At 69.7% G+C, this 15,862-nt stretch carries 11 protein-coding genes and 1 pseudogene; 3 read left to right on the forward strand and 9 right to left on the reverse strand.

Annotated elements, in window-relative coordinates; genetic code table 11:
* Nucleotides 1-37: 37 nt before the first annotated feature.
* The 6 genes and pseudogenes from JOE67_RS09840 to JOE67_RS09865 form a co-directional block, all read right to left on the reverse strand.
* Complete coding sequence (locus JOE67_RS09840) at nucleotides 38-733, reverse strand: potassium channel family protein (protein ID WP_204975407.1); 696 nt, start codon at nucleotides 731-733, stop codon at nucleotides 38-40.
* Between the two features lie 32 nt (nucleotides 734-765).
* Entirely contained in the window at nucleotides 766-2,133 is a 1,368-nt protein-coding gene (locus tag JOE67_RS09845; RefSeq protein WP_204975408.1) for a TrkH family potassium uptake protein, read from the reverse strand.
* Entirely contained in the window at nucleotides 2,130-2,810 is a 681-nt protein-coding gene (locus tag JOE67_RS09850; RefSeq protein WP_204975409.1) for a response regulator, read from the reverse strand. The genes JOE67_RS09845 and JOE67_RS09850 overlap by 4 nt, the downstream gene beginning before the upstream one ends.
* Nucleotides 2,807-4,285: pseudogene (locus JOE67_RS09855) on the reverse strand (sensor histidine kinase); the annotation flags it as partial. The gene JOE67_RS09850 and the pseudogene JOE67_RS09855, both read right to left, overlap by 4 nt.
* Before the next feature lie 8 nt (nucleotides 4,286-4,293).
* The gene (locus JOE67_RS09860) at nucleotides 4,294-6,351 is read right to left on the reverse strand and encodes an APC family permease (protein WP_239528541.1); all 2,058 of its coding nucleotides are present in this window, start codon (nucleotides 6,349-6,351) and stop codon (nucleotides 4,294-4,296) included.
* A 231-nt stretch (nucleotides 6,352-6,582) separates the two neighbouring features.
* Entirely contained in the window at nucleotides 6,583-8,046 is a 1,464-nt protein-coding gene (locus JOE67_RS09865) for an alanine/glycine:cation symporter family protein (protein ID WP_204975411.1), read from the reverse strand.
* A gap of 83 nt (nucleotides 8,047-8,129) precedes the next feature.
* On the opposite strand from JOE67_RS09865, the gene JOE67_RS09870 reads away from it, so the two are divergent.
* Nucleotides 8,130-9,320, forward strand: coding sequence for an MFS transporter (locus JOE67_RS09870; protein WP_338041565.1), 1,191 nt, complete (start codon nucleotides 8,130-8,132; stop codon nucleotides 9,318-9,320).
* A gap of 42 nt (nucleotides 9,321-9,362) precedes the next feature.
* On the opposite strand, the gene JOE67_RS09875 is transcribed toward JOE67_RS09870, so the two are convergent.
* From JOE67_RS09875 to JOE67_RS09885, 3 genes are all read right to left on the reverse strand, one after another.
* Nucleotides 9,363-10,367 (reverse strand): LacI family DNA-binding transcriptional regulator, encoded by a 1,005-nt coding sequence (locus tag JOE67_RS09875; protein ID WP_204975412.1) that lies wholly within the window; start codon nucleotides 10,365-10,367, stop codon nucleotides 9,363-9,365.
* A gap of 37 nt (nucleotides 10,368-10,404) precedes the next feature.
* On the reverse strand, nucleotides 10,405-12,078 hold the full coding sequence (locus JOE67_RS09880) for a glycoside hydrolase family 13 protein (RefSeq protein ID WP_204975413.1): 1,674 nt from the start codon (nucleotides 12,076-12,078) through the stop codon (nucleotides 10,405-10,407).
* A 137-nt stretch (nucleotides 12,079-12,215) separates the two neighbouring features.
* A complete protein-coding gene (locus JOE67_RS09885; protein ID WP_204975414.1) occupies nucleotides 12,216-13,151 on the reverse strand; it encodes an NAD(P)-dependent oxidoreductase in 936 nt (311 codons plus the stop codon).
* A gap of 114 nt (nucleotides 13,152-13,265) precedes the next feature.
* Here JOE67_RS09885 and JOE67_RS09890 point away from each other — a divergent pair, with 114 nt between their 5' ends.
* A complete protein-coding gene (locus JOE67_RS09890; protein ID WP_204975415.1) occupies nucleotides 13,266-14,879 on the forward strand; it encodes an amidohydrolase in 1,614 nt (537 codons plus the stop codon).
* Nucleotides 14,880-14,907: 28 nt separating this feature from the next.
* On the forward strand, nucleotides 14,908-15,861 hold the full coding sequence (locus JOE67_RS09895; RefSeq protein ID WP_204975416.1) for an ABC transporter substrate-binding protein: 954 nt from the start codon (nucleotides 14,908-14,910) through the stop codon (nucleotides 15,859-15,861).
* The last annotated feature ends 1 nt before the right edge of the window (nucleotide 15,862 follow it).

A 15,862-nucleotide genomic window follows, 5' to 3' on the forward strand; every position in this document is an offset into this window, starting at 1 on the left:
TTCCCGACACTCCTCGTCCAGCATATCGGAGGCGTCGTCAGCGCAGCTGAGCGAACCTCTCCACGCGATGGATCGGACCCACCACCAGCATGGTGTCATCGGGACCCAGCACCGTCTCGGGGGTGGCATTGGTCCACTCGCCGTCTTCGTGCCTGTACGCGGCGACCGTGATCCCGTAGGTGCTGCGTACCCCGGCCTCGGCCAGCGAGCGCCCCTGCACCACCTGCGGGGCGACGGTCTTGACCACGGCGAAGCCGTTGTCGATCTCGAGGTAGTCGGCGGCGGCGCCGCGCACGAGGTGCGCGACCCGGCGCCCCATGTCCTTCTCGGGGTAGATCACCCGGTGCACGCCGAGCTGCTCGAGTACGGCTCCGTGCCGCTCGTCGACGGCCTTCGCCCAGATCACGGGCACCTGCAGCTGCAACAGCAGCGAAGCGGTGAGGATGGAGGCGGTGATGTCGCTGCCGATCGAGACGACCACGCGGTCGAAGTCGCCGATGCCGAGCTGCTCGAGCACCTCCAGCTGTGTCGAGTCGGCGCGCACCACCTGGGTCAGCTCGCCGTTCAGAGACTGGACGATGCCCTCGTCGGCATCGACGCCCAGCACGTCGGTGCCGGAGGCCATGAGCTCGAGCGCCAGCGAGATGCCGAAGCGACCGAGACCGATGACCGCGACGGAGTCGGCCTCGGCGATCCGGCGAGGGGTGCGTCCGAAGGAGAGGAAGGACGACATCGCGTTCCTTTCAGGTGATGAGCGTCCGGCGATCAGCCGATCGCCGGACGCTCCTTGGGCAGTTCGTAGGCGATCCGGCGCTCGCGCAGGGCGAGGGCCGAACCGAAGGTCAGCGGGCCGATGCGGCCCAGGAACATGAGCAGCACGAGGATCATCTGCGCGGCCGGCGGCAGCGACGCCGTGATGCCGGTCGACAGCCCGACGGTGCCGAAGGCCGATACGGCCTCGAACAGCACGCGGTCGAGGTCGAGTTCGGTCATGGCGAGGATCGCGATCACGCCCGCCATGACCGCACCGATCGCCATGAGCACCACAGCGATCGCCTCGCGGTGCACGGCGCGGGAGAGCCGTTTGCCGAACACGTTCACGGCGGCGCCGCCGCGCAGTTCGGTCCACAGGATGAAGAACAGCACCGCGAAGGTCGTCACCTTGATGCCGCCCGCAGTACCGGCTGGGCCGCCGCCGATGAACATCAGCACGTCGGTGATCAGCCAGGTCTCGTCGTGCATCGCGCCGACGTCGACGCTGTTGAACCCTGCGGTGCGGGCCTGGGTGGAGTAGACGAAGCCGGCGAGCACACGCGACCACGGGTCGAGGGCGCCGAAGGTGCGCGGGTTGCTCCACTCGATGACCGTGACGCTCAACGCGCCCAGCGTCAGCAGGGTGACGGTGGCGGCGAGGACGATGCGCGTGTTCATGGTCCAGTGCAGAGGACGGCGCAGCTCGCGCCTGAGCTGGCGCAGCACGGGGAAGCCCAGACCGCCGAGGATGATCGCCGCGCAGATCGGCAGGTTGATCCACGGGTCGGACACGAAGCCCATCAGGCTGTCGGAGTAGAGCGCGAATCCGGCGTTGTTGAACGATGAGACGGCATGGAACACTGCGTGCCACGCAGCCCTGCCGAGGTCGTAGTCATAGCCGATCAAGAACCGCACGAACAGCATCGCGGCCACAACCGCCTCGATCGTGAGGGTGGTGAACAGGATGCCCGTGGCCAGCCGGCGCACGTCGCCCGCTCCAGGAGTCTTCGTCTCGGTGGTCGCGAGCATGCGTGATCGCACGGACAGGCGCCGCGCGAGCGCCAGTCCGATCAGGGAGGCGAACAGCATGATCCCCAGCCCGCCGAGCTGGATGAGCAGCATGACCACGACCTTGCCGAACGGGCTCCAGTACACGGCGGTGTCGACGACGATCAGCCCGGTCACGCACACGGCCGAGGTCGAGGTGAACAGGGCCTCGAGCGGTCCGGTCCACCGGCCGTCGGCCGACGCGACGGGCAGCATCAGCACGAGCGCGCCGATCAGGATGGTCGCTCCGAAGCCCGTCACGATGACCTGCGCCGGAGCGAGATGACGCGTTCGGGTGCGAGGGGCCGCTGGCCTGGGCAGGCGCGGACTCATCCGAGAACCAGCCGGTAGCCCATGCCCGACTCGGTGAGCAGATGCTCGGGTCGTCCCGGCTCGCGTTCGAGCTTCTTGCGCAGCTGGGACATGTAGAGGCGCAGGTAGCCGGAGTCGGTCACCTGGTCACTGCCCCAGATCTCGCGCAGCAGTTCGAGACGGGTGACGAGGGCGCCGGGATGCCGGCAGAGGTGCTCGAGCATGCGCCACTCCGTGGGCGTGAGGTGCACGGGTGCTCCCGCACGCGTCACGAGAGTCGCGGCGAGATCGACGACGACATCGCCGAAGCGCACCACCGACTCGGTCGCCTCCCCCGCCGGCGCGGAACGGCGGGCGAGGGCTCGCAGCCGGGCCAGCAGCTCGTCGACCTGGAACGGCTTGGTCACGAAGTCATCGGCGCCGGCATCCAGCGCGTCGATCTTGTCCGCCGACCCGGTACGGCCGGACACGACGATGATCGGGGCGCGGGTCCAGCCGCGCAGTGCATGGATCACCTCCATGCCGTCGAGCCGGGGCATGCCGAGGTCGAGCAGGATGATGTCCGGATGCGACTGCGCGGCGAGCGTGACGGCCTCAGCGCCGTCGGACGCGGCGATCACGTCGTACCCGTGTGCGGCCAGCGTGATACGCAGGGCGCGCACGAGCTGCGGATCGTCGTCGGCGATGAGCAGCTTCACTCGATCCCCTCCCCGCGAGAGACCGCCGTCGCTGCGGGTCGCGATCCGGATGCCGTGTCGAGAGGCAGCGAGATGACCATGGTCAGTCCTCCTCCGGGGGTGTCCTCGGGGATGAGCGTTCCGCCCATGCCCTCAGTGAACCCCTTCGACAGAGCGAGGCCGAGCCCCAGCCCCGTGGTGTTGTCGGTGTCGCCCAGACGCTGGAAGGGAGCGAACATGCGCTCCTGCCGTGCAGCCTCGACCCCCGCGCCGCGATCGATGACGCGGATCTCGCCGTAGCCGCCTCGACGCGCCGTCGAGACCACGACGGGGTCGCCTTCGGGCGCGTGACGATGCGCGTTCGCGAGCAGATTGACGACCACCCGCTGCAGCAGCACGGGATCGGCCTGCAGAGGAGCGAGTGAGGAGTCGAGCTGCAGCTCCACCTCAGACGGCGGCAGGCCGAGCTCGTCGAGCGCCGCGAGCACGGTGTTCTCGGCATCGGTCGCGGTGAGCGACACGGCCAGCACACCGGCCTCGACCCGGCTCACGTCGAGCAGATCTGTGATGAGGGTCGACAGCGTCGTGAGGCTCTCGTCGGCGGTGGCGAGCAGCTCGTCTCGGTCGGCGGCGGAGAGCTCGTGCGCTCCGCGCAGGCCGCCGACGGCGGCCATGGCCGAGGCGAGCGGGCGTCGGAGGTCGTGGCTCAGCGCCGAGAGCAGAGCGCTGCGCACCTGGTCGGTCTCGGCCAGCGCCTCGGCCCGCTGCGCGGTGGCGCTGAGGTCGGTGTGCTCGATCGCCGCTCCGAGCTGCGCGACGATCACTTCGAGCAGGCGTCGTGCGGGGGCATCGAGCGGGCCGCCGTGCAGTTCGAGCACGGCCGCGGCGGCTCCGTCGCCGTCGCGGCCCACATCGACGGTGGTGAAGCGGCCGTCGCGCACCGGCTCGCCGTCGACGGCGAGCACCTCGCCGCTGCTCGCGACGAGCCGGACGCCACTGAGCCCGAACGCCTCGCGTGCACGCGAGATCAGCGCCTGCACGGCGTGCTCGCCGCGCAGCACGTTCCCCGCTACCGACACGAGCAGCTCGGCCTCGGCCGTCGCTCTCACCGCTGCGCGCCCCCGGCGGGCGGCGACGCTCACGATCAGCCCGACCAGCACCGCGATCAGCACGTAGAGGGCGAGCGCCACCGCGTGCAGCGGATGCGCGACCGTGATCGAGAACTGCGGGGCGACGAACAGCAGGTCGAGCGTGAGCCCGGAGAGCACGGCCGCGAAGACGGCGGGGAACAGGCCCCCGATCAGAGCGACCACGACGACGAGCAGCTGATACCAGAGCACCTCTGCGGTGATCGACTCGGGGCTGCGCAGCAGGAACAGCATCCAGGTCAGCAGCGGCCCGCAGATCAGCGCGACCGCGAAGCCGGCGACCTGACGTCGCCAGCCGAGAGCGACCCCGGTGACACGAGGCAGGATGCCCCGCGCGCCGACCGTGCTCCCGCTGCTCATGACTGCCCTCCCGTTCGCATCCTAGACGCGAGCTCCTCGCGGACGGGGCCGCCCGCGTCACGAGCATCGGGATGCCAGGCATCCGGACCCTCACCGGCACTCCGCTCCGCATCCGGAGGGCCGGCGGGGCGCTGTGCGCGGCGGCCCGCCGCCACCATCGGGCGGCCAGCCCGCTCCTGCCCTGGCACCGGGCGGGAGCGCCGGCCGTAGATCAGCTCCGACGAGTCGAGCAGCCAGGGCACGAGCGTGATCGAGACGCCGTGCACGAGCATCAGCTGGTTCGCGATGCGCCGAGCGCGGCGGTTGTGCAGCAGCGCCTCCCACCAGTGGCCGACGATGTACTGCGGCAGGTACACGGTCACGACGCTCGAGCCGTGCTTCTCGCGGTAGCGTTCGATGAACTCCGCGACCGGCTGCGCGTACGAGCGGTACGGCGAGTCGAGGATGACCAGCGGCACCGGCATCCGCCGTGTGCTCCACTCGCGCTGCAGCTGCCTGCCGTCTTCGGCGCTGAGAGCGACGTGCACCGCCAGCGTCTTCGAGTGCTCGGCCGCGATCGCGTAGTCGATCGCCTTCAGCACCGGCTTCTGCAGCCGGTTGACCAGGATCAGCGCGACGTCGCCGCTCGAACCGAAATGGTCGGAGTCGTCGATCGCGATCTCATGCTCGACGTCGCGGTAATACCGCTTCACGCCCATCATCAGCAGAGCCAGCAGCGGGATGGCGAAGAACACGAGATACGCGCCGTGGGTGAACTTGGTGATCGTGACGATCACGAGCACGAGCACCGTCAGCGTCGCACCAGCCGAGTTGATCACCAGGCCCGTGCGCGCCGAGCGCCGGGTCGACGCGATGTCGGCACCCGAGCCCTGCGCCGTCTCGCGCAGCAGTCGCCGCCAGTGCCGCACCATGCCGATCTGCCCCAGCGAGAACGACACGAACACGCCGATGATGTACAGCTGGATGAGCGTGGTCAGCTGCGCGCGGAACACGATGAGCACGGCCATCGCACCGATGCCCAGCAGGATCATGCCGTTCGAGAAGACCAGGCGGTCGCCGCGGGTGTTCAGGGCCTTGGGCGCGTAGCCGTCGCGGGCGAGCACCGCCCCGAGCAGCGGGAAGCCGTTGAACGCGGTGTTCGCGGCCAGCAGCAGCACGCAGGCGGTCGCCGCCTGGATCAGGTAGAACGCGATGCTGCCCCCGCCGAACGTCGCCGACGCGACCTGCGCCATGAGGCTCGGCTGGGGAGAGGTGCAGTCGAAGCCGATCAGCTCGCACGGGTTCTCGGCGTAGTGCACGCCCGAGATCAGAGCCAGCGCCGTGAGCCCCGCGAACAGGCAGATCGCGATCGTGCCCATGAGCGTGAGGGTCATCTGGGCGTTGCGCACCTTCGGCGCGCGGAACGCCGGCACGCCGTTCGACACGGCCTCGACCCCGGTGAGGGCCGAGCAGCCGCTCGAGAACGCCCGCAGCACGAGCAGGATCACCGCGGCCTGACTGAGATCCTCGGCGTGCACGCCGAACCCGGCGCTCGAGGCCACAGGCGGGTCGCCGAGGAAGGTGCGGATCAGGCCGGTCACGATCATGACGCCGACCGAGCCGATGAAGACGTAGGTGGGGATGGCGAAGACGAGGGATGCCTCTCGCACGCCGCGCAGGTTGATCACCACGATCAGCACGACGAACCCCACGGCCAGTTCGACGCGCGCAGGATCGAGCTCGGGGATCGCGGAGATGATGTTGTCGACCCCGGATGCCACCGACACCGCCACCGTGAGCACGTAGTCGACGAGCAGAGCGGCGGCGACGGTCACGCCGGGGATCTCGCCGAGGTTCTTCGACGCCACCTCGTAGTCGCCGCCGCCCGACGGGTAGGCCTTGATGAGCTGTCGATAGCTGAGCACGACGACGGTCAGCAGCACCACGACGGCACCAGCCACCCAGGGGGTGAAGCTGAGGAACGCGAGGCCGCCGAGCGCGAGGATCATGAGCAGCTCCTGCGGGGCGTACGCCACCGAGCTCAGCGCATCTGACGCGAAGATCGGCAGGGCCATGCGCTTGGGCAGCAGCTGCTCGTCGACCTGCTCGCTGGTGAGCGGGTCGCCGATGATCAGGCGCTTGGCGATCTGCGGCGCCTCCGAGAGGTCTTTTCCATCCACGCCACGAGACGCTACGCGCGCCGCGACGGCCGCATGCGGATCCTCACGGTTTCCCTACGGGTGCGACCGGCGTCCTCACACGATCCATACGGCCGGGCCGGCCCGGCGAGGGCCGCCCCGGCGGGCTCAGCGCTTGCGGCTGCCCTGCAGCGGCACGGGGCCGGTGACGCTCAGCTCGTCCTCCCAGCACTGGATGCCCGTGACCTCGGGCATCCGCTCCCGGGTGAAGACGGGGTCGAGCCCCGCCCGGCGCTGGTCGAGGTAGTCGCGCAGCAGCTTGAACGCGACTCCCGACAGGAGGGCGATGGCGATCAGGTTCACGATCGCCATGATGCCCATGATGCTGTCGGCCGTGTTCCAGATCACGTCGGCCGAGGCGATCGAGCCGAGGAACACGACAAGCACGACCAGGGCGCGGTAGCCCTGCAGCACACCGCGGTGCGCGCGGATGAACTCGATGTTCGACTCGCCGTAGTAGTAGTTGCCCAGGATCGAGCTGAACGCCAGCAGGAAGATGATGACACTCAGGGCGATGTTCGACCACGACCCGAGCGAGCTGACCAGCGCGTTCTGCGTGAGCACGATCCCCTGCTCGGCGTTCTGCAGATCGGGGGTGGCGACGAGCACGATGAACGCGGTGATCGAGCACACCAGGAACGTGTCGAAGTACACGCCGAGGGTCTGCACGAGGCCCTGCTTGACCGGGTGCGTGACGGCCGCGGTCGCGCCGGCGTTCGGAGCCGAGCCGAGACCCGCTTCGTTCGAGAACATGCCGCGCTTCGCGCCGATCATGATGATGGTGCCCAGCGCGCCGCCGGCGACCTCCTTGGTGCCCCACGCCTGCGTGTAGATCGACGCGAACACCTCGGGCAGGCGCTCGATGTGGATCGCGACGATCACGAGACCGAGGATCAGGTACAGCAGCGCCATCAGCGGCACGACCGCCTGCGACACCGAGGCGATGCGGCGCACGCCGCCGAAGATCACCAGCGCGGTGAGGGTCGCGAGCACAGCCCCGACGACCCACGGGATCCAGGTGACGTCGCCGCCGAAGCTGCCGGAGACCGTCGCGCTGATCGTGTTGGCCTGCAGCGAGTTGAACGAGAACGGGAAGCACAGGATGAGGATCACCGCGAAGACGATGCCCATCCAGCGGGCCTTCAGCCCGTGCTGCATGTAGTACGCGGGCCCGCCGCGGAAGCCGTCGCTGTCGCGCACCTTGTAGGTCTGCCCGAGGGTCGACTCGATGAAGCTCGAGGCGCCGCCGATGAACGCCATCGTCCACATCCAGAACACCGCGCCGGGGCCGCCGATCGCGATGGCGGTGCCGACGCCGGCGATGTTGCCCACTCCGACCCGGGACGCCGCCGAGATCGTGAACGCCTGGAACGCCGAGACCGACTGCGGGCGCCCGTCGGCGTCCGTCGGAGTGCGGTCGGTGAGCGTGCGGAACATCTCGGGGATCAGCCGGAACTGCACGACGCCGGAGCGGAACGTGAAGTAGAGGCCGAGCAGCAGCAGGATGGGCAGCACCGCCCAGGTCCAGAGCTTGTCGCCGAAGAAGAGCACGAAGTCGTTGAGTGCGTCCATGCCGACCAGTATCCAGGGCGCTGACGCCACAGGGCACAGCGCCGGGCGGAATCCGGCAACCCGGATTCTGGTTGGATGTGTTTGTGAAGACGACTGACGAAACGCGCCCCGTCGGTTTCGGGGCGCTGCTGTGGCTCGCCCTCGCGACGTTCTCGATGGGGATCGACGGCTACGTGCTGGCGGGTCTGCTACCGCAGATCGCCGATGATCTCGCCGTCAGCGAGGCTGCCGCCGGCCAGCTCGTCGCCGTGTTCGCGCTCACTGCGGCTCTCGCCGGTCCTGTGCTGTCGTCGTTCACCGGGCGGTGGGAGCGCAAGCTCGTGATCTCGCTGTCGCTCGGCGTCTTCGTGCTCGGCAACCTGCTGATCGCGGTGTCGGCGAACTACGCCATGGCCATGGCCGGACGCGTCGTATCCGCTCTCGGCGGCTCGCTGCTCAGCGCCGTCGTCAGTGCATACGTGCTCGCGAAGACCGCGCCCGAACGACGAGGACGTGCGCTGTCGTTCGTGCTCGGCGGCTTTCTCGCGGCCACCGCGCTGGGCGTCCCCGTCGGTCTCGTGATCGGCCAGGACGACTGGCGTCTGCCCCTGTTCCTCGTCACCGGCGTCGGCGCGGTCGCGCTGATCGGCATCCTGATCAAGGTGCCGCGGCTCCACCTGCCCTCGCTCACCCTTCGTCAGACGCTCAGCCCGCTCGCGCGCCCCGCGGTGATCGGGGCGATCTTCGTCGCGACCGGCATCATGTGCGCGAGCTACCTGTGCTTCACCTACGCGACGCTGATCTTCGAGCCGCGGGTGGGGGCGGGCGGGCCCATCATCGCGGCGATGTTCGGCTACGGCATCGTGAGTCTCGGCGGCAACATCCTCTCGGGCCGCATCACCGATCGCATCGACCCCAAGCACGTGATCGCGCTGATCATCGGCATCCTGATCGTGGTCGCCCTGCTGGGCACCGCTGGCCTTCTGCTGCCCGGTGTCGCCGGCGCGGTCGCCGCGTTCGCATGGTTCTTCGGCTGCGCGTTCTTCAACGGCGGCTCCGGCGTCGCCCTGCAGTCGCGCCTCGGCGACATCGCACCGGACTCGATGTCGCTCGTGCTCGCGCTGAACGGCAGCGGCATGCAGCTCGGCTCGGCCCTCGGCGGGATGCTGGGCGGTGCGCTGCTGGCATCCGGTGCCCCCGCAGACGGTCTGCTGCCCGCCTCGGCCGTCGTCCTCGCCGTGACGATGGGCCTGCACCTGCTCGTCTCGCGCGCCGCCCCTCGCGCCACCGCCTGACTCAGCGGCGGAGATCCGCACCGAACGGAAGCGGGGCGGATGCTACGCGCGGGCGGTGGTGCCGCGCACGATGAGCTCGTAGGGCAGGTCGGTCGACGCGGCGGCATCGGGTTCGCCCTCCAGCTGCGCGAGGATCGCGCCCGCCGCACGCTCGCCCTGCGCGAGCGGGAACTGGTCGACGGTCGTGAGCTGGAAGAACTCACCGAGCTCGTGCCCGTCGATGCCGACGATCGAGAGGTCCTGCGGAACGCGGAAGCCGAGGTCGCGAGCGGCGAGCAGGGCTCCGACGGCCATCTCGTCTGAGGCGGCGAAGATCGCCGTCGGGCGCGGGCCCGGCCGGCCGAGCAGCTGCTTGGCCGCACGGAAGCCGCCGTCGACGGTGAAGTCCGCCGGCTCGAGGAACGTGTGCTTCGCCGTGATCCCCGCATCGGCCAGCGCCTGCTCGAAGCCGAGGCGACGGCGGGTGGGCACGTGGAAGTCGATGTCGAACTCGGGGTTCGCGCCGATGTGGGCGATGTCGCGGTGGCCGAGCCCGATGAGGTGCTCGGTCGCCAGGCGCGCGACCGCGGTGTCGTCGACCGTCAGCGTGCGAAGACCAGGGTTCGGGCCGCCGATGCCGATCACGGGTAGACCCAGGTCGAGCAGCTGTGCCGTCTCGTCGTCGTCGAGCTCGATGGAGACCGCGATCACGGCGTCCACCCGCTGCCGGCGCAGGAACGTCGAGAAGACCTCCCGCCGCACGGCCGCGTCGGCCGTGATGTTGTACAGCGTGACGTCATAGCCGGCGCGCATCAGCGCGCTGGTCGCGCCCGACAGCACGGTGCTGAAGAACCAGCGGTCGAGGAACGGCACGATCACGCCGATGTTCTGCGTGCGGCCGGATGCCAGGCTCGATGCGCGCGACGAGACCACGTATCCGAGTGACTCGGCCGCCGAGCGCACGCGCTCGCGCGCGCCCTCGGAGACATGCCCGCGACCGCTCAGCGCGCGCGACACGGTCGCCGTCGAGACGCCCGCAAGCTTCGCCACCTCGTCGATGCTCACCATGTCGTCAGCTTCTCACGGTCAGGCCGGCCGCCCGCGCTCAGGCGCGGGTGAACCAGGCGGCGGTGTTCGGCGGCAGCGCGGTGCCGGCGAACGGCTCGCTCTGCACGACGAAGGTCACGTCCTCGCCGAGTTCGATCGCCTGCTCGCCCAGGTTCGCGACCACGTGCAGCTCGCCGCGGTGGAACGCGACAGCCGAGGCATCCACGTCGTCCCACACCAGCGAGCCCGAGCCGAGCCCGCGCTCGCGGCGCTCGGCGAGCAGGCGCTTGTAGAGGTTGAGCGTCGATTCGGCGTCGCCCTCTTCGGCATCGCGCGCGAACGTCGCCCACTCCGCGGGCTGCGGCAGCCACGAGGCACCGGTGTCGTTGAAGCCGAACGCCGGCCCCGACGCCGTCCACGGCAGCGGCACGCGGCAGCCATCGCGGCCGTAGCGCTCGCCGTTCGTGCGGAACCAGGTCGGATCCTGACGGAACTCGTCGGGGATCTCCATGGCCTCGGGAAGACCCAGCTCCTCGCCCTGGTAGACGTAGGCCGAGCCGGGCAGCGAGAGCATGACGGTGGTCGCCGCGCGGCCGCGCGACAGGCCGATCGCCGGGTCGGGCTTGCCCTTCGAGTTCGGGCCGATGCCGTCGCCCTGCGGGCTGTCGGCGGTGAGCGCGAGACGCGAGGCGTGACGGATCACGTCATGGTTCGAGAGCACCCAGGTGCTGGGAGCGCCGACGCTGCCGAACTCCTCGAGCGATTCGCGGATGACGAGGCGCAGCTCCTGGGCATCCCACGGGGTCATCAGGTACGGGAAGTTGAAGGTCTGGTGCATCTCGTCGGGGCGCACCCAGAGCGCGGTCTTCTTCAGCGTCGGCAGCCAGGCCTCACCGCACAGGGCGCGGTCGCCGTCGTACTCGGCCAGCACCTTGTGCCAGTCGCGGTAGATGTCGTGAACCTCGTTCTGACCCCAGTACGGCACGTTCTCCTCGCCGCCGCCCATGGAGTCGGCGTCGGCGACGGGGGCGTAGTCGGGCAGGCCGGCCTCTTTCATCATCCCGTGCGCGACATCGACGCGGAATCCATCGACGCCGCGGTCGAGCCAGAAGCGCAGGATGCTGCGGAACTCCTCGCGCACCTCTTCGTTGGTCCAGTCGAAGTCGGGCTGGGTGGCGTCGAAGATGTGCAGGTACCACTGGCCGGGGGTGCCATCGGCCTCGGTCACGCGCTCCCACATGCCGCCGCCGAAGACGCTCTGCCAGTTGTTCGGGGGCAGCTCGCCGTTCTCGCCGCGGCCGTCGCGGAACACGTAGCGGGCGCGCTCGGGGCTGCCGGGGGCGGCCTTCAGTGCCTCCTGGAACCAGGCGTGCTGGTCGGACGAGTGGTTGGGCACGAGATCGACGATGACCCGGATGCCGCGCGCGTGCGCCTCGTTCAGCATGACGTCGAAGTCGGCGAGGGTGCCGAACAGCGGGTCGACGTCGCGGTAGTCGGCGACGTCGTAGCCGGCATCGCGCTGCGGGCTGGTCATGAACGGGCTCAGCCAGATGGCGTCGATGCCGAGGCTCTTCAGGTCGTCGAGGCGGCTGGTGATGCCGGGGAGGTCGCCGATGCCGTCGCCCGAGGCGTCGGCGAAGGACCGGGGGTAGATCTGGTAGATGACGGCGGTGCGCCACCACTCGGAACCGGGGGCTGCCATCTGCTCACGCTGCTGCTCACGCTGTGCCATGTGCTCAGGCTAGTGCAAGCGCTTACAGTTCTGCACGCATCGGGGTACGGTTACACGTCTGAAGGATGATCGCAATTCTGAAGGATGCCTGTCGGCGCAAAGTCCTTCAATGTTGAGAACGTCCTTCAGAGTGTGGGTCAGGAGCCGGGCAGCACGACGTTCACGGGAGGCTCACCCGCCAGCATCCGGTCGATCTGTCGGCGGATGAGCCGAGCGATGCGCGGGTTCATCGCGGTGGACGCGCCTCCGCCGTGCGGCGTGATCAGCAGGTTCGGTGCGGTCCACAGTGGGTGGCCGGCCGGCAGGGGCTCTTCTTCGAAGACATCGGATGCCGCGCGGATCGCATTCGAGCGCAGCGCGGCGACCAGGGCATCCGTCTCTACCAGCGGCCCGCGCCCGACGTTCACCAGCAGTGCGCCTGGTGCCATACGGGCGATCCGCTCTGCGTCGAAGAGGTGGTGGGTGTGGTCGTTCGCTGGGAGGCTCAGCACGACGATCTCGGCCTGGGGCAGCAGCGCGTCGAGTTCGTCTATGCCGTGCACCGCCATCTCGCCGACGCCGTCGACCAGCTCGGTGCGGGCCGTGCTCGCCACTGCCGTCAGCGCGACCTCGAACGGCGCGAGCCGTCGCGCGATCGCCGTGCCGACGCCGCCGAAGCCGACCAGCAGCACGCGCCGGTCGGCGAGGCTCTCAGCGAAGACGGGTGACCACTCGCCACGCTCCTGGGCAAGAGCGAAGCGCGGCAGCCGACGCTGCGCGGCGATCATCATGCCGACCGCGAGCTCGGCGGTCGAGGCCTCGTGCACGCTGGCGGCGTTCGCGAACGGGATGCCAGATGGCAGCGCCGCGGCGACGCCGTCGTAGCCGATCGACTGGCCCTGCACGAGCCCGATGTCGATCCCGTCGAGCGCTGCCAGCACGCCGGGCCCGCCCATATAGGGAGGCACGACGATGTCGATGCGGTCGGCAGGGGCCGGCGAGCGCAGATCCCAGAGGCGCAGCTCGACGCCGTCGGGCAGATCGCCGAGACCCTTGGCGAGGCGGTCGGTGGGCACGGTGACGAGAAGGCTCACGGCTCGACCCTAGCCCGTGGAGACCGGCGAAGTTGCGCAGAATATTGAATGCGGTATTCTGCATACAGAGCGACGATGCTTCTGACTCGTCGACCCCGTCCTAGAGAGAGCCGAATGTCGACGACGATCTTCGAGAACGCCACCGTGCACACCCGGCTCGGCCGATCTTCGACCGCTGGCACGCGCCCACCCGACGCGCAGGCCATGCTCGTCGTCGGTCAGCGGATCGCTCTCATCGGATCCGTCGACGAGTGTCGCGACGCCGCACCCGCAGCAGCCGCCCGCGTCGATCTGCAGGGCGCACACATCGCGGCGGCGTTCATCGACGCCCATGTGCACACCGTGCAGCTCGCCACCCGGTCGCTCGAGGTCGACCTCTCGGCAGCCGACGGCTTCGAACAGCTTGCACAGCAGGCGGGGGCAGCGCTGCGCGCAGGGGCCGGGCGCACCGACACCGGCTGGCTGCTCGGCGCCGGATGGAACGCCGGCACGTGGTCCGACCGCCGGCCTGCCGACCTCTCCGCACTCGACCACGCCACCGGCGACCTGCCCGTCGCGCTGCACTCCGCAGACCTGCACGCCTACTGGCTCAACACCGCGGCACTCACCCGTCTCGGAGTCGACCCGCGCCTCGCGCCGGACGGGGTCGTCGCCGAGGCGCCGGCTTTCGCTGTGCAGCACGAGATCGAGCGCAGCATCCGCGGCACGATCGAGGCCCGCATCCTCGGGGTGCTGCACGACCTCGCGCGAGCGGGAGTCGCCGGCATCCACGACATCGACGACCGCATCGCCCGCGAGACGTTTCAGCGCCTCGCCGCCGACCGCGCCCTGCCGCTGCGGGTGCACAAGCTCACCATCGAGGCCGAGCTCGACGAGGCCGCCGCGGCCGGCATCCGCACGGGAAGCGGCGACGAGTGGCTCGACTTCGGCGGCGTCAAGCTCTTCTCCGACGGGGCCCTCGGCTCGCACACCTGCTTCCTCACCGAGCCGTTCGCCGACCGCCCGGACAGTCACGGCGTCGAGGCCATCGACGCCGTCGAACTGCGCCGCGCGATCGCACGCTGCGCAGACCTCGGATTCTCGACCGCGATCCACGCGATCGGCGACGGCGCCGTGCGCAACGCGGCCGGCGCGCTCGCCGCGTCACGGGGCGTCGCGATCGGCGCGGCCGTGCCGCACAGGATCGAGCACGCACAGCACGTGCGCCATGACGATCTCGCGCTGGTCGCCCGCAGCGGTGCGGTCGCCGTCATGCAGCCCGAGTCGTGCACGTCCGACATCGACATGGTCGAGCGGCGGCTCGGCTCGCGCGACCTCGTCTCGTACGGCTGGCGCACGCTGCTCGACCATGACGTGCCTGTCGCGTTCAGCTCTGACGCCCCGGTCGAGGGCATCCGCCCGCTGCACGGCATCCATGCCGCCACCACCCGCCAGCGACCAGACGCGACGCCAGCCGGGGGCTGGCAGCCGCACGAGCGGCTGACGCGCTCCGAAGCCTGGCGCGCCTACACCTCGGCGGCCGCCCGCACGGCGGGGCACGGCGACCGAGGCCGGCTCGCGACGGGCATGCTGGCCGACTTCATCGTGCTCGACCGCGACCCCGCGGTCGTCGACGCGACCGCCCTGCGCGACGCCGAGGTGCTGCGCACCGTCGTCGGCGGCACGACCCGATGGAACGCCCAGGAACCGCACACCCCACCTGTCATCGCCGAACCCATCACCCGGTGATGACCACTCACACAGAGAGATGAACATCATGAAGATCACGCAGGCCAGAGTCGTCCTGACCGCAGCCGCCGTCGCAGGCGCACTCATGCTCGTCGGCTGCGGCGGCAAGCCGGTCGGTTCCACCGACGACGACACCGGCGCGGCTGCGGCCTCCGCCGTCGAGATCCCCACCGGCGACCTCGCCGCCGATGTGCTGAAGACGCTCGACGTCGACGACGACCTCGCGGCGCGCGTGCCGGCCGACATCAGGAAGAACGGTCTCGCGGTCGCGACCGCCGACGGCTACCCGCCCATGGAGATGTTCGACGGCGACGGCGAGACCATGATCGGCGTCGACATGTCCTTCGCCCGCGCGCTCGCCACGCTCTGGGGCGTCGAGCTCAAGATCGAGAACTCCGATCAGAACGCGATGGTGCCCGGTGTCGCATCCGGTCGCTATGACATGGTCATCTCGGGGCTCAACGACACCGAGGTGCGTCGCGAGAAGGTGTCGTTCGTCGACTATGCCACGTCGGCCGGAGCGTTCGTGGTCGCGAAGGGCAATCCGAAGGGCATCAAGACTCCCGAGGACATGTGCGGCAAGACTCTCGCCGTGCTCGACAACGGCTACTACATGCAGCTCGCCCAGACCTACAGCGAGGAGTGCGTCGCGGCCGGTGCCGACAAGATCGAGATCCTCGGCTTCGCCAACGACCCCGAGGCGCTGCTCCAGCTGCAGAACGGCCGCGCGGACGCCGGCATGAACGACTTCCCTGTCGCGCAGTACCGCGTGAGTCTGTCGGGCGACAAGCTCGAAGCGGTCGAGATCCCCGGCGACGCGCTCTTCGGCATCGGCATCGCGCCAGAGGCGACCGACCTGATCAGCCTGACGCAGGACACCATGAACCAGCTCATGCAGGATGGCTCCTACCGAGACATCCTCGATGCCTGGGACCTGGGCGGCATGGGAATCGACGAGGCGACCGTCAACAAGGGCAATTGAG

Origin of the sequence: Microbacterium esteraromaticum (assembly GCF_016907315.1) — a bacterium.
Lineage (GTDB): Bacteria > Actinomycetota > Actinomycetes > Actinomycetales > Microbacteriaceae > Microbacterium > Microbacterium esteraromaticum.